This window comes from Alteromonas sp. H39 (assembly GCF_047556435.1).
Taxonomy (GTDB): domain Bacteria; phylum Pseudomonadota; class Gammaproteobacteria; order Enterobacterales; family Alteromonadaceae; genus Alteromonas.
The window spans coordinates 1856224-1871634 of the sequence record NZ_CP180210.1 but is presented as its reverse complement, the minus strand read 5'-3'; the positions used below and the strand labels follow the sequence as shown (position 1 = coordinate 1871634).

Here is a 15411-nt window from a genome sequence, read left to right as displayed (position 1 = left end):
ACTTGGGGGCTCTGCGTTTCTGACCCACGGCTGTTCCGCGATGATATTTTAAAGGGTACGGCAACAATAAAGGTTGGCCGAGCAGGCAATAGATCCCGCAGTCATAATTAAAAACGCCAGCAAAAAGCTGGCGTTATTTAACTTCGGGCGTCGTGGTCACCTGACATTATGCGTGTTGTTGACGCTTATTTATCAAACAAAATGTCCATCACATCGGCTAGTTCCGATTTTCCAGCCCTTATCTCTTCTTCACTCAATCCCGCAATTTCATGTGGGAAAACCAACCATTCATCACTCTTGTTCACAAAGTAATCCGGCACGATATCCGTTTTATTATTTGCGGGCTTATACCAGGGACAGGCAATGCGGATATCAGTTGGCATATTCAGGCGCATCAGCTTTTTTATTTGTTTTATCAGCGCGTCTACACTGCGTCCTGAATCGAACACATCATCAACAATCAACAACTTGTCACCGGCATTAGCATTCTCAACCAGGTAATGCAGGCCGTGCACGCGAATTTCTTTCGACTGCTTGTTAATGCCGTAATAGGAAGACGTGCGTACTGCAATGTGGTCGGTGGAGGTGTCTTTAAACTCGAAAAATTCCTGCACCGCGATACCAATGGGTGCACCACCTCGCCAGATGCCGATGATAAAGTCAGGACGAAAGCCGTCACTATATACCTGAGAGGCCAGGCGGAATGAGTCCTGTAGCAGCGCCTGCGAAGTGATAAAATTCTTTTTCATATCGTCTACCGGTCCGGATTTTAAAAGACCGCGAGTATAGTGAAAATTGCCGTATATTGCACGGCCAAATGCACCAACTGGTCAGATTTCTGAGTTACTCATTCTGTAAAGCCGTTGCTGGATTGACCCGCATGGCGCGGGTTGCCGGATACAAACTTGCAAGTACACATAGCACAAGAGAAAAAACGGTCACCATAACAACTTGAGACCATTGCAGCACAACAGGCACGCCAGCGCCATCAGCCGACAATGCTAATGGAATTCCAAACAGTCCCAGCAGTGTATTCAGGTTAATTACAATACCTACACCGGCTACCAGTCCTATTAATGCCCCTTTCACGCCGTTAAAAAGGCCGTTTAACATAAATACAGACATCATCCGCCTGCCAGTCATTCCCTGTGTCTGCAGAATAGCAATATCGCCCTGCTTCTCACTGACAACCATGACCAACGCCGAGACAATATTAAACGCTGCTACTGCGATAATGAGCAGCAGCATAAGAAACATCATATTCTTTTCCATCTTTACGGCGTCGAACAGCGGTCCCTGCCGGCTACGCCAGTTGTCAGAGCTGATCGCAAGACTATCCAGGGCGTCGACGACCTGCTGGTAGGTAAACGCGTCATTAAGAAACAATCTTGTTGTTGTCGGGGAATCCGCACGCAAACGCATGAGACGCGTCAAGTCAGGCAACGACATATAAACGACTTTGCTGTCCATCTGTGAACCCAAATCATAAATGCCCGATACGGTGACCAGTCGCTGACTGGGCATTCTGCCAAACGGCGTATAGATACTTGCCCCCGCTACCATCACACGAAGCCTGTCGCCGGGACGCACGTCTAGCTGAGTAGCAAGCGCCCGTCCGATAATGACATGAAAAGAACGCTCGGTGAGTTCAGAAAACCGGCCTGTCAGCAGGTTGTTGCTGACAATACTCTGGTTTGCCATGACGCTGCCATTGACACCGTGGATCTGCACCCCACGCAGTCCCTGTCGCGATTGAATCACACCCTCAGCTTCACGAAATGGCATCGCCGCACGTACTCCGGGCAGGTTATCAATGGTATCGCCCGTTAAAGGTGCATAGGCGACGACCTGAGGTACTATGCCCAACACACGTTGTTTTAACTGGCTTTCAAAACCATTCATGACCGATAACACGATGATCAGGGCGGCCAAACCCAGTGCAATCCCAGCGACAGAAAATTTATTAATGAAGGAAACGAAGCTGTTTTGCTTGCCTGCGGTCGCGTATCGAAGAGCGATAAAGGCCGGTACGGGAAGGCTCATACTTTCTCAAATTTACTTAGTTTACGTACCGCTCAGGTTATCCTGCACCGGTCGTTTTCAGATATGTGAAACCGGAAGTGACCACATATCGGCGGATTGCTCGTAATGTATGTATACTACGTGTAAGCTACTGTACGCACAAGATTTTGGTGGTTGGAGACAATATGGACACGCTAACGCTGGAGCAGAAACAAGCCCAATTCGATGAGTATTTTATGATTGCTCATGCGCTTAATGTAAATATTGTGCCGCTGAAAGACGGCGATGGCCTCCCTGCCATCAGCGAACTCGAAGACCGCATGCCCTATGCCTTTCGCATCGCCAGTGAGATGGCAGATATTGAAACCAAGGCACTGCGTCCCCTTCGACAGCTGGGCGATCACGCCCAGGCACTGACCGATTTTCTTAACCATCAGTCACGTAAAATTGACCTTATAATGTCGTTTGTTCTGCATCAGCAAGATGATGAAAAGCATCGGCTGCAAACGGTGAAGTTTGGTGGTGGAGGCATGTTAGTGAGCAGTTCCGAAGCCATGGAAGTTGGTACTCTGGCAGAAATCAAAGTGTTTATCGACGAAGAAGCTGCCGCCATTTTCTGCTTTGGGGAAGTTATTGCTTGCCAGCAGGTTGGCAATGACTACCATATAGCCTTCTTTTTTAACCGTATCCGCGAACAGGATCAGGAACTGCTGGTCAGAGCAAGTTTGCACCTGCAGTCGCAGCAATTGCGTAAGCGGGCACAAGAAGCTAAAGACAATAACGAATAAGCGCAGCAGACAAAACCAAATACCGACATTTTCAGGGTGACATGACAGCCACAATTCTCTCTTTGCCACTACCGAAGCAAAAATCAAACACGGGTGCGCAGGACCATCAGCACTGGGGACAATTACACGGCAGCAGCAGCGCTCTGGCGATTGGCCATGCCGTTAAGCAACATCGGGGGCCGGTAGTTCTGGTAACGGCGGATACACCGTCCGCACTCAAGCTCGAACGGGAACTGGCTTTTTTCCTTGAAGGAGAATCGGCGCAGGTAACCTTGTTCCCCGACTGGGAAACCCTTCCCTACGACAGCTTCTCGCCCCACCAGGATATTGTATCTCAGCGTCTGGAAACACTTTTTCGCTTTACCCAGCAACGTGACGGCATCTTCATTGTTCCGGTAAATACATTAATGCAGCGTCTCGCGCCGACAGATTATCTGGCGAAGTACCTGCTGATGTTGAACAAAGGCGACACGCTGGATCGAGACCAGTTTCGCAGAAACCTGGAGCAGGCTGGCTATCTGCACGTGAGTCAGGTAATGAGTCACAGCGAATTTTCGATTCGTGGCAGTATTATCGACCTTTATCCGATGGGCAGTGATAAGCCTTTTCGCATCGACTTATTCGACGATGAAATCGACACCATTCGCTACTTTGACACTGACACCCAGCGCTCCGGCGAAACCGTCAATGAAATCCGGTTATTACCCGCGCGAGAATTTCCTACTGATAAAGACGCCATCTCCTTATTTCGTCAGCAATTTCTGGATCAGTTTGACGCCAGCAATGCAAAAGAATCGGTGTTTTATCAGGTCAGTAAAGGCACAATGCCAAGTGGTGTAGAGTACTACCTGCCACTGTTTTTTGAACAAACTGCATCGCTGTTTGATTACTTGCACACTGACTCTCTCGTCATGCTGCATGGTGATATTAAAGACGCCAGTGAGTTTTTCTGGGCTGATGTGGCAGAGCGTTACGAACAACATCGCTATAATCCCGCACGCCCGTTGTTGCCGCCCGCACAGGTTTTTCTCCCTATCGAAGAACTCTTTGCCCGGATCAAGCAGTGGCCAAGGGTCACACTATCCAAAGAGATACTGGAAGAGAAAGCCGGTTACCATAATCTGGGTTGTGACAAGCTCGATGACATCGGTATTAACACACAGAAGAAGCAGCCGGCAGAGCGTCTGTTAAACACCATGAAAGCGGCCAGTGAGCGCGGTGCCCGTGTATTATTTTGCGCCGAGTCTCAGGGACGTCGTGAAAGCCTGCTGGGCATTCTGGGCAAGGCCGGTATCAAACCCAAACCGGCGCCGGACTTTAATCAGTTTTTACAGTCTCACGATAGTATAGGCATCGGTATTGGGATGGTAGAACACAGCTTCCGCTGGCAGAGCCAGGAAGGCGAACTGTTGTTTATCACCGAGACCGAGCTACTCGGCCACAAGGTCAGTCAGCGACGGCTTCGTGAAAAGCGCACTCATACCGATGAAAGCGCCATTATCCGCAACCTGGCAGAACTGTCTATTGGCCAGCCAGTGGTGCATCTGGATCATGGCGTAGGCCGCTACCTGGGGCTACAAACCCTGGATGCAGGCGGCGTTACCACGGAATACCTGTGTATTGAGTACGCCAAACAGGCAAAATTATATGTACCGGTATCATCGCTACACCTGATTTCCCGCTATACCGGCGGGGACACCGATCATGCGCCAATCAATTCACTGGGCAACGATACCTGGAGCAAAGCCAAACAAAAAGCGGCCGAAAAAGTACGGGATGTGGCTGCCGAATTACTCGATGTGTATGCCCGCCGTGCCGCGAAACCCGGCTTTGCCTACCCGATTAACTGGGAAGAATACCAAAGCTTCGCTGACAGTTTTCCGTTTGAGGAAACACCGGATCAGATGCAGGCCATCAATGCCGTCATCCAGGACATGGGCAGCCCACAGGCAATGGACCGACTGGTATGTGGTGATGTCGGCTTCGGCAAAACCGAAGTCGCCATGCGCGCTGCATTTCTGGCGGCCAATCAGGGTAAGCAGGTTGCCATACTGGTACCCACTACCCTGCTCGCGCAGCAGCACTATGAAAATTTCAAAGACCGATTCGCAGACTGGCCATTTCGTATTGAAGTGATGAGCCGGTTCGTCAGTGCTAAAGCGCAGAAATCCGTAATTGAGGGCATCACAGAAGGTCAGGTAGACATTGTGGTGGGTACACACAAGCTGTTATCCAGCGACATTAAGTTTAATGACTTAGGGCTGGTGATAATCGATGAAGAACACCGTTTTGGCGTGCGTCAGAAAGAGAAGCTCAAATCGCTGCGTGCCGATGTAGACATTCTGACACTCACCGCAACGCCCATTCCACGTACCCTGAATATGGCGCTGTCCGGTATGCGCGACCTGTCGATCATCGCTACTGCGCCAGCTCGCCGGCTGTCAATTAAGACCTTTGTGCAACAACGCAACAAGGCCATTATTCGGGAAGCCATTATGCGTGAAATTCTGCGCGGTGGTCAGGTGTATTTTCTGCACAATGAAGTAGAAACCATCGACCGCACAGCAGAAGAAATCGGCGAAATTGTGCCGGAGGCCCGTATAGCAATTGGCCACGGCCAGATGCGGGAACGGGATCTTGAAAGCGTAATGAGTGACTTCTACCATCAACGCTACAACGTGCTGGTGTGCACCACAATTATCGAAACCGGTATCGATGTTCCCAGTGCAAATACCATTATTATGGACCGTGCAGATCATCTCGGACTGGCGCAGTTGCACCAGTTGCGCGGACGGGTCGGTCGCTCACACCATCAGGCATACGCGTATTTATTAACGCCTCACCCCAAACGTATGACACGGGATGCCGTAAAACGCCTGGACGCCATCTCTCAACTGGAAGATCTGGGAGCGGGATTTGCCCTCGCTACACACGATCTGGAAATTCGTGGTGCCGGCGAACTACTGGGTGATGATCAGTCCGGACAGATTGCCAGCATCGGTTTCAGCTTGTATATGGACATGCTAGACCAGGCCGTTACTGCCTTAAAAGAAGGCAGAGAACCGTCACTGGATGATGCGTTGTCTGCGCAAACAGAGGTCGACCTGAAAATACCCGCGCTATTACCGGAGGACTACATCGCTGACCTCAATACCCGCCTGTCGCTGTATAAGCGACTGGCATCCTGTGAAAAACAGGATGATATAGATGAGTTTCAGGTAGAATGTATAGATCGCTTCGGTTTATTGCCTGATGCGGCGAAAAACCTGATTAGCGTTGCGGAACTCAAACTGAAAGCAAAGTCACTGGGCATTATGAAGATTGATTTGTCTGCTCAGGGTGGCACCATAGAGTTTAAAGAATCTACTCCGATCGATCCGGGGTATATTATTCAACTTGTCCAGACCAAGCCGAAAACGTTCCGGTTTGAAGGTAGTCAGAAATTACGAATCGTATCGCAAACAGACAGCGCCAAAGACAGGCTGGCGCTGGCCGGCGATATCATCGCCGATTTTGCCAAGGAGTCGCGTTAATGTTTAGCTTCCCCCGTGTTGGTAAAGGTTTGCTGCTCGCAGCGTTTGCCTTATCAGCCTCGCCGGCTCAGGCCGAAGATGACTGGTGGTTTGACGTAGAAGTCATCGTATTTGACAGAAACGTGGCCCTCACGCAGTTACAAGAGACTTTTGAATTTGCAAAAGATGTTAGCCCCTACGCTGCGGATATTGATGTTATAGGTAACATCATTCGTCCGGATATCAGCTGGATAAAGCAAAATCTGGCTAAATGTGATGGCAGCGATGCGCCATTGTGGCGCCCTGCGCCCTCTGTCGATGACATTGTGCGGACATATCAGCAATGGCAACAAACGCAAGAAAATGGCGGTAATACTGATAGCTCTGGTCAGATCAACGCTGAGCGTTCAGCAGAATACTCCGCTCAGCGACAGCCTGCACTGTCAGATGCTGTGACTACCTTGAACACCCGACCCGATGCCGCGACGCCAGAAGGTGCATTGTTGCCAAGCGAAGCCGAGATCGCCGGTTACTGGGTAGAGTTCAGTGGCATCAATGATGTCCGTCAGGTGTCAGTACCCCGTTTTCGCTATTGCGAGGAAATAATGCCGTGGTTAGCGTACTCTGACTCAGGCTGGAAGCGTTACCGTCCGGATAATCGTTTGCCTGCACCAGAGGCTATTCCCATTGAATTAAGCGGCCATGACTGGCCGCGTGCCAACCAGGCCCACCTGCTTTCTGCCAATGCACAGGAGCTGGAAAAACTCTCTGAACAAATCAGAAGAAACCGCGACCTCACCCGCCTGCTGCATGTTACGTGGCGTCAGCAGGTCCGGTTTGGCCAGGACACTGCATCTTCGGTCAGACTATATGCCGGTCAGAATTATGCGCAGCGCTTCACGCTGGACGGATATGCGATACCACCGGAAATGGACACACCTGCACCACTACTGGAAGTTCAGCAAGAAGAGGCGCTAAGAACCCTGACCGAAGATACGTTTTTTGCTGATCTTAATGCCCGCCTGGCTGCGCCTCAAACGGTACCACTTGCTCGCCTGTTACAGTTACAGGCAGGAAAAGACAATGTCACAGGTCTGGAAGATACGCGGCCGATGGCGGACACCGACACACCAATATGGCAGCTTGACGGCTATATGAAAGTGTTTTTGAAATATATAAACCGCGTACCATACCTGCATATCGACAGCGAAATGTTTTATCGCCAGCCTGTGCCGGTTACTGCAAAATTGTCCTCGACTGCACCAGATCAACCAGAATATAAACTGGTGTCAGTTCCGTTTAAACAACTACGACGCGTGATCAGCAATCAATTGCATTATTTTGATCATCCGCTGTTCGGTATGGTAGTAGAAATTCGTCGCTACGAACGCCCTGTTCAGCAAGAGAGTTCAACACCGCAATGAAGATTTACACACGTAAAGGCGACAATGGGGCCACGCAGGTTTATGCAAAAGAACCGTTGCGGGTGACCAAAGACGATGTTTTGCTGGAAACCTACGGTGACATTGATGAGCTGAACAGTCATATCGGCTTGCTCGTGACGCTTTGCGAGAATGATATCGCCGCATTTCTGGAAACCATTCAGCGAAAGCTGTTTCAAGCTGGCTTTGCAATTTCTGCCTCCTCTACCTTATGTGAAGCAGACGTCACCGAACTGGAACAGGCGATTGACAGTATGAGCGCATCGCTGCCAGCACAAACCCGGTTTGTGTTGCCCGGGGGGGCACCAGCGGCTGCACAAAGTCATATTTGCCGAACCGTTTGTCGGCGCGCAGAGCGCACCTTAACCCGGCTGGCCAGTCAACATGCCGTGCCCGGTGCCGTCACCGCTTATTTGAACCGGTTGTCCGATTATTTATATACGCTGGCAGTATATCTGAATCATCAATCGGGTATCACGCCCTCTGAAGTCTGAGAGCAGCGGCTACATTGCTTACGTTATCAGCTGAGCAAAAAAAGCGGCGCTGTCTTTGCGCCGCTTTTTGTTGTTCTGTACAAAAGCAGACATTAATCAGGCACAGCGATTCTGCTGTATTAATGTCCGGTATCAACCGTAACATACCATTTCTGTTCGTCAGCCGATGCCACGGTTATGTCCTTAATTTCTGTCACCGGTCGCAAGCTGGCAGGCATGCGATTTTCAAATGCAGCAAACGTGCGTTCGGCATTGTACTGCTTAGCGAATGCCATGATAGTTTGTCCATTGCACATCACTTTTGTGGCCACCGTTTTGTGATCAAAACGATGCTTTCTGATATCGCGATCTAACTGCAGGCGATCGTTATTCATTGTTGACTCACAGAAACTCACCAGTGTTTGTTCCAGATAACTATCCATTGCAAAGGCCTGACTTGAGCCCATTACTGTTCCTGCTACTACACCTGCTAGAATTATTAATTTTGTTTTCATTGTTCGCTCCTTATTAGAGAAAGTGCTGCGATATCAACCTGACTGGGGAGTATCGGAAACACTTTCATGAACGGGGAGAATTGTATGAAAACGTGTGAAAAGTGCGATGACAAAAGCCTGAATTAAATATGACATCGTCATGTCAGAGGGTTGTCATACCGCTAAACGCCATTTACCGTCATGTTATCTGCATCAATTCAGTGCAGCGTTCACTTATGTTCTAAAAACGCAGTGAAAGTCCGAATCGAAATAACATTTTCATCCCAGGATGGCTGTTGACAAACTATAATAATGACATTGAATCGTATATACAGGTAGCCGTTCATGGATGCACGACAAGAAACGCTGCAGAATGGCTTGACGCCGATACGTTATGACGCCCAGACCAGAGAAATTACGGATAAAAACCACACGCATGCCTGGCATTTGAGCAAGCATTCGGCGGCGTTACTGTCGCTCTTTTTAAAGACGGAGCAGCATATCCTCACCCGCGACGAAATCCGGTTTCAGATATGGGGCCATGACGTGGTATCTGATGATGTCATTAATCACGCGATTTGCCGGTTACGAAAACAACTGAGCCAGGTCGAAACTCCGCACCCTTTTGTCATCGAAACCTTACCAGGAATCGGATACCGTCTCACCGGGACTGATGTTTCAGATGATATGACGGTCTCTGCCAGGCGCTGGATTGTGCTGGCCTCATTATTTTCTCTGTTCTAAGAACAACAAGTCTTTTCAGTTATGGCGAGCGCTTATTTTGCGCGTAAAACACTGATGGCATCATCCTGCTGCAATGGGTAATGTCCCCTTGAACTGCTGGGACATAACCGAAGGTCGTTATCCCCGGCCAATGGCTTTTCGCTTTCCCCTGTGCTTGTTCCAGAACTGTGCCCCGTCAAACGGTAACGCTTCTTCGATGGAAAAAGTTTTCTCCACGACAACCTCGCCGTTAAGCTCAATTGTCATTCTCCAGTCGCCAACTTTGTTTTCTATCGGGTCCCACAAGGTGTCACCAAGATAAAAGTCCCAGTCATTGCTGCGGACATATTCCTCGCCGTCAAAGGGCGCCATAGGCTCGCCATTATCATCCGGTATGTCGGGATGGTAGATGCAATACCGGATTTTACTGTTCTTGGCTTTCTTGATATTAACAATAAAGCCGAACTCAATATCCAGTTGGGCGGGAACAACTAAGGTGAATTGCTGAATTTTAGGCAGTGTCTTCGATGTAGCGTCCCAATGCCGGTATACGCCGTAACTCACAACTTCAATTTGCGGCTTTTGCTTTGCCATGCGCCTCTCTTAATTCCGCTATTGAAAATAGCAAAATGGTAACAGAGATCCCTGCCACACTCTATTGTCATACAAATAAATATTATGACCGTCTTGCTGCTGAAAAGCAGGCAGCATTGCCGTAACACAGGTAATAAGGTGTCGCCGTTACCCGTTCCCTACCTTTACCGTGTTAATAACACCACCCCGGTGATAATGATGGCCATGATAACATTCAGGATTGCGCCTTCTTGCGCCATATGGCTTATTGTTAACTTCCCGCTACCATAAACGATGGCGTTTGTAGGGGTAGCTACCGGCATCATGAAAGCGCAACTGGCACTGATTGCGGCTGGCATCATAAGGACAACGGGGTCTACCTCAATGGCGATAGCCGCACTGGCAAGAATTGGCATAAGTAATGTAGCGGTCGCGGTATTCGAGGTGATTTCAGTGACAAAGCTTACTACCAGACACAAACTAAGGACCAGCAGCAGTAACGGCAAGACAGACAAACCACGCAGGCCTTCCCCCATTAGCTCGCTCAGTCCCGAGGCAGTAAACGCGTCTGCCAGACAAATGCCTCCTGCAAACACCAGCAACATTCCCCACGGAATAGTTTCAGCTGTTTTCCAGTCAAGCAAACGGCCAGGTTGTGTCTTGTCGCCGTCTGGAAGTATGCACATCAACACCACACCAGCCAATGCAATCGTGCTGTCGCCAACAAACGGCATTCCCAGCCATGTTGTCCAGTAAGGACGAAATATCCATGCCAGAGCAATAACACCAAACACCGACAATACCCACTTTTCTGCAGGCGCCCAGTTTCCCGCTTCAGGTAAGGTCAGTGCTGGCAGCACCGACAGTTTACGCGTTAACCACAGCGCCATGACCGGGATACCAAGGATAACAATGGGTATGCCAGTTTTCATCCAGTTAAGAAAACTGATCTCCGTTCCCGTGGTCTGCTGATACACACTCATAAAAATGATATTTGGTGGCGTGCCTATTGGCGTGCCAACGCCCCCTACACTCGCAGCATAGGCAATACCCAGCAAAATTGCTGATGCCAGCGCGGGTGAATTCATCGCGCCAATAATCGCAAGCGCAATGGGCAACAACATGAGCGCGGTTGCAGTATTCGAAATCCACATGCTCAGTAGCGCTGAGGTAATCATAAAGCCAAACACCAGACGACGGGCACTGGAAGCCCCCGTAGCACTAATCATGTAAACTGCCAGGCGCCTGTGAACGCCAGATTTTTCCAACGCCTTTGAGAGCATAAACGCCCCCATCAATAATACGATCACATGATTTCCCAGCGCCGCCGCAGCCTCAGGATAGTCAAGTACGCCTACTGCAGGAAATGCGAAAAAAGGGATCAGCGATGTTACCGCAATCGGCAGCGCCTCGGTAACCCAAAGGGTTGCAACTAAAGCCGTAATTGCTGCGCTAAGCGTCATTGGTAGTGGCAATCCCGCAATCGCAAAGCCTGCTGCGGTAGCCATCGCGATAATTGCCGCTAGCAGCATAAACTGCGGCTTCACCTTATCCATAGACTGCGAGACTCCTGCATGCTTGCTGATAGTGTGCAGGGGCACTATCGGGTAATGTCCGGCCACTGAAAGCCGTTAGTGCAGAGGACGCCTGTTCTGCGAACGCCAGATTATCAAGAATGGATTCCGCCCCGGCCACATTATTACAGGCCAGTACCATATCACAGCCTGCCCTTAGCGCCTGTCGCGCACGGGAAACATAATCACCCGCGACACTGGCACCATGCATAGACAAATCATCTGAAAAAATAGCGCCTTTAAAGCCAACCTGTTGCTTTAATATCTGCTGTAGCCAGACAGGAGAGAAGCCGGCAGGCGCGTTGTCGACCTCAGAATAGATGACGTGAGCAGGCATAATGCCGTCCAGCTTACCCTGAGTGACAAGTTTCTGGAACACCACCATATCGGTACGTTCGATGTCATACAGTGAGCGGTCATCCACTGGCAAATCGACATGAGAATCAGGCGCTACACTCCCGTGACCTGGGAAGTGTTTGCCCACCGCAGGCATGTTGCAATCATGCAGCCCGGCAATAAATGCAGACGCGAGCGTAATCACGTCTTTGGCATTGTCGGCAAAAGCTCTGTCGCCAATGACGCGGGATATCCCATTAATATCCAGCACCGGAGCAAAACTGAAATCTATATCCACTGCTTTTAATTCTGATGCAGTGATTACACCACAACACCGGGCTATCGCTGCGGCTTCTTCCGGCGAGGACGTCATCGACTGAATTTCGCCCATGGCTGGGAGACGCGTAAAGCCCTCTCGGAAACGCTGCACCCTGCCACCTTCATGGTCCACAGCGATAAGCACCGGTTTACCTGCCGCCTCACGAATGGATCTTACTAATTCGCGAAGCTGCTGTTTGTCATGATAGTTCCGGGAAAACAAAATTACGCCGCCGGCATTAGGATGCGCTAGTTTTTCACGCTCTTCGGGTAGCAACAGCGCGTCCCGGCAATCCAGCATCAAGGGTCCCATCGTAGTCTCGCTTCCTGTCTTCTATTCGTCATTGAGAATAGGTAGGATAGAAAAAAAAGCGGAGTAATACACGTGCTAAATTGGATTAAGTGGTTGGTTTTAAGCGCTATTGCGCTTGTCTGTATCGCAGGCATAGTGGCTTACAGCATACTACGTATGAGTTTGCCGGAGTTAACCGGCGACACCACGACTACAGCCGTCAGTGCCAAAGTCACGCTGAGTCGCGATGCCATGGGACAGGCGATAATTACTGCTGACAACCGGGTTGATGCAGCCTATGCACTGGGATTTGCGCACGCACAGGACCGCTTGTTTCAAATGGATTTGCAACGCCGGGCGGCATCTGGCGAATTATCTGAGTGGGTTGGCAGCATGGCCGTCGACGTTGATAAGCGAGCGCGCTTTCACCAATTTGGCACGCGCGCCACAGATACTTTTGACCAACTCCCGGTCTATCAGAAACAGTTACTTGAACAATACGCAAAGGGAGTGAATGCTGCCATTGCGGAGATGTCGGCACTTCCGTTCGAGTACCTCGTCACCGGATTTGAACCCCGTGCCTGGCAGCCCAGTGACAGTATTCTGGTAGTGTACAGCATGTACATGGATTTACAGCTTGGTCAGGTTGATTTGGATCTTGCCCGCACTGCGCTAAAAGATACGTTCGGCATGGATATGCTTCGCTTTCTGACCCAGCCTTCGCAATATCAGGCGGCACTGGATGGTAGCCGTGTGCCCATAGGCAGAGCGGAAATCCCTACCCTGCCCGATGCCATTAGACAGCAATCCACTGCGATGGTATCCCGTCCCCCGTGGGATATTGGCAGCAATAACTGGGCTGTCAGCGGTGAGCTTACTACCGGCAATGGCGCCATGCTGGCCAACGATATGCACTTGGGGTTACGGGTCCCCATTATCTGGTACCGCACACAATTACGGTATTACAGAGACGGCGAAAACGTCAGCATTACCGGCGTATCGCTGCCAGGTCTTCCCGGTGTCGTGGTAGGTACAAATGGTCATATCGCGTGGGGTTTTACCAATGCAAACCTGGATAATGTTGACTGGATACGGTTGCCAAAAGATGCGCCCACGCAGACCATTAACAGCCCGATCGCACTTTCCGATACCCAGGAACCCTATTCGATTACGATGAGTGAATGGGGTCCGGTAAGAAGCCTCAATAACCAGCAGTATGCATTGCAATGGGTCGCGCATCAGCCATATGCGGTCAACCTGAGGGTAATGGATCTGGATCTGGCGAAGCAGGTTGAGTCTGCTGTTGAAATCGCTCCGACCATGGGGATGCCAGTACAGAATATGGTTGCTGTAGACACGGCGGGCAATCTTGCCTGGACACCCGCTGGAGCGGTGTCAGGTAGAACCCTGCCCAGTAACACCGCCATTACACCTGATATGGTTGATGAAAAATGGGCGACTTCTGAATCCGATGTTCCTGTGGTTATGAATCCGCCACTGGGCCGGTTATGGACCGCGAATGCCAGAGTCATCGCTGCCAATGATTTACCCCGCTTTGGCGATGGCGGATATGCGCTTGGCGCACGTGCGGTGCAAATCCGGGACCGGCTGCTGGACAGAGAGACATTCAGCGAGCAGGACTTTTACCGCATTCAACTGGATAATGAAGCCCGCTTTTTGATGCCATGGCATCGCTTGCTCCTTACCACAATACAGGCAAACCGTGGCGAATTTGCCAAAGACATATCGTTGCTTGAGAACTGGGGAGCCTGCGCCTGTCCGGACTCTGTTGGTTACACCTTAGTGCGCCGGTTTCGCTCTCAGGTCATGCAAGATTTGCTGTCTCCGGTTCTCTCCGTGCTGGAAAAGCAGGGAACACCAGTGGGGCCGCTGCTTCGTGGTGTAGAGCCGGCGTTATGGCAGCTGCTTCGCCAACAGCCGGACAGTTGGTTACCCAACAGTGCAACTACCTGGCAACACTTTATGCTCCAGGCATACCAAAACGCTAAACCACGGATACTGGAAGAAGAGAGCCCGGATAATACACTGGAAAACGCGACGTGGGGTAATGTCAACGCTCTTCGCATCAGACATCCATTTTCCGGCCAAATCCCGTTACTCGGAGACATGCTGAACATGAACGTGACCGCAGGTTTTGGTGACAGCTACATGCCAGCTGTGCAGGCACCTGCCTTTGGGGCTTCCGAACGCTTTTTTGTTCGTCCCGGCGCTTTGGACAAGGCGATCCTCACATTACCGGGTGGTCAGTCAGGGCATCCCCTGTCTCCTTATTATCGGGCAGGTTTTGAAGAATATACCGCAGGCCAATCAACGCCACTCCTTCCCGGAGATGCACAATATATCCGTACGTTCAGTCCGAAGGAGAACCAATGACGCCGGCAGTAACGCTGCTAAACAAACGTCGGGTGACGTTCGAACTTCTTGAGTATCACCATGACGCCAGTTGCCAGGCGTTCGGGATGGAAGCCGTTGAAAAGCTTTCACTGCCAGCCTCACAGGTATTCAAAACACTGGTGACTGAGCTGGATAATGGCAGTCTAGCAGTGGCTCTGATCCCAGTGACTGCAAGGCTAAGTCTGAAAAAAATGGCAAAAGCATGCGGTGTTAAAAAAGCGACAATGGCTGATCCGGCTAAGGTGACCGCGGCAACCGGTTATATCATGGGAGGTGTCAGTCCGTTGGGTCAGAAAAAACAACTAACGACAGTGATAGATGTCAGTGCAGTAGGCTATACGGTATGTTACGTCAGCGGGGGGCGAAGGGGACTCGAAATTGCGATAAGCCCCCAGGATCTGATGTCATTGTCCAAAGCGAAAGCGGCACCGGTAACCGAAACCTAATCC

The 15411-nt window shown here is 50.5% G+C and carries 13 protein-coding genes; 7 read left to right on the top strand and 6 right to left on the bottom strand.

The window, feature by feature from the left end:
- Positions 1-185 precede the first annotated feature (185 nt).
- Positions 186-749: a phosphoribosyltransferase gene (locus ACLBLI_RS08270; RefSeq protein WP_414830616.1), complete on the bottom strand. Its 564-nt coding sequence runs from the start codon at positions 747-749 to the stop codon at positions 186-188.
- Positions 750-843: 94 nt separating this feature from the next.
- The gene (locus tag ACLBLI_RS08265) at positions 844-2043 is read right to left on the bottom strand and encodes a lipoprotein-releasing ABC transporter permease subunit (RefSeq protein ID WP_414830615.1); all 1200 of its coding nucleotides are present in this window, start codon (positions 2041-2043) and stop codon (positions 844-846) included.
- Positions 2044-2207: 164 nt separating this feature from the next.
- On the opposite strand from ACLBLI_RS08265, the gene ACLBLI_RS08260 reads away from it, so the two are divergent.
- From ACLBLI_RS08260 to ACLBLI_RS08245, 4 genes are read left to right on the top strand one after another with little or no spacing between them, the layout of a single operon-like run.
- A complete protein-coding gene (locus tag ACLBLI_RS08260) occupies positions 2208-2810 on the top strand; it encodes a PilZ domain-containing protein (RefSeq protein ID WP_414830614.1) in 603 nt (200 codons plus the stop codon).
- A gap of 41 nt (positions 2811-2851) precedes the next feature.
- Positions 2852-6343 (top strand): transcription-repair coupling factor, encoded by a 3492-nt coding sequence (mfd, locus tag ACLBLI_RS08255; protein ID WP_414830613.1) that lies wholly within the window; start codon positions 2852-2854, stop codon positions 6341-6343.
- Positions 6343-7746: a CsiV family protein gene (locus tag ACLBLI_RS08250; RefSeq protein WP_414830612.1), complete on the top strand. Its 1404-nt coding sequence runs from the start codon at positions 6343-6345 to the stop codon at positions 7744-7746. Before mfd ends, ACLBLI_RS08250 begins: the two co-directional genes overlap by 1 nt.
- Positions 7743-8258, top strand: coding sequence for a cob(I)yrinic acid a,c-diamide adenosyltransferase (locus ACLBLI_RS08245; RefSeq protein WP_414830611.1), 516 nt, complete (start codon positions 7743-7745; stop codon positions 8256-8258). Before ACLBLI_RS08250 ends, ACLBLI_RS08245 begins: the two co-directional genes overlap by 4 nt.
- A 119-nt stretch (positions 8259-8377) precedes the next feature.
- On the opposite strand, the gene ACLBLI_RS08240 is transcribed toward ACLBLI_RS08245, so the two are convergent.
- Positions 8378-8752 carry a DUF3718 domain-containing protein gene (locus ACLBLI_RS08240; protein ID WP_414830610.1) on the bottom strand — a complete coding sequence of 125 codons (375 nt, stop codon included), beginning with the start codon at positions 8750-8752 and terminating at the stop codon, positions 8378-8380.
- Positions 8753-9076: 324 nt separating this feature from the next.
- On the opposite strand from ACLBLI_RS08240, the gene ACLBLI_RS08235 reads away from it, so the two are divergent.
- Complete coding sequence (locus ACLBLI_RS08235; RefSeq protein ID WP_414830609.1) at positions 9077-9475, top strand: winged helix-turn-helix domain-containing protein; 399 nt, start codon at positions 9077-9079, stop codon at positions 9473-9475.
- Positions 9476-9592: 117 nt separating this feature from the next.
- Here the strand turns inward: ACLBLI_RS08235 and ACLBLI_RS08230 are convergent, their stop codons facing one another.
- The 3 genes from ACLBLI_RS08230 to nagZ form a co-directional block, all read right to left on the bottom strand.
- The gene (locus ACLBLI_RS08230) at positions 9593-10048 is read right to left on the bottom strand and encodes a DUF3859 domain-containing protein (protein WP_414830608.1); all 456 of its coding nucleotides are present in this window, start codon (positions 10046-10048) and stop codon (positions 9593-9595) included.
- A gap of 164 nt (positions 10049-10212) precedes the next feature.
- Positions 10213-11583 (bottom strand): SLC13 family permease, encoded by a 1371-nt coding sequence (locus ACLBLI_RS08225; RefSeq protein ID WP_414830607.1) that lies wholly within the window; start codon positions 11581-11583, stop codon positions 10213-10215.
- Positions 11576-12568, bottom strand: a complete 993-nt coding sequence (gene nagZ / locus ACLBLI_RS08220) for a beta-N-acetylhexosaminidase (protein WP_414830606.1) — start codon at positions 12566-12568, stop codon at positions 11576-11578. The genes ACLBLI_RS08225 and nagZ overlap by 8 nt, the downstream gene beginning before the upstream one ends.
- Positions 12569-12640: 72 nt before the next feature.
- On the opposite strand from nagZ, the gene ACLBLI_RS08215 reads away from it, so the two are divergent.
- Positions 12641-14941, top strand: coding sequence for a penicillin acylase family protein (locus ACLBLI_RS08215; protein ID WP_414830605.1), 2301 nt, complete (start codon positions 12641-12643; stop codon positions 14939-14941).
- Positions 14938-15408 (top strand): Cys-tRNA(Pro) deacylase, encoded by a 471-nt coding sequence (gene ybaK / locus ACLBLI_RS08210; RefSeq protein ID WP_414830604.1) that lies wholly within the window; start codon positions 14938-14940, stop codon positions 15406-15408. The genes ACLBLI_RS08215 and ybaK overlap by 4 nt, the downstream gene beginning before the upstream one ends.
- The last annotated feature ends 3 nt before the right edge of the window (positions 15409-15411 follow it).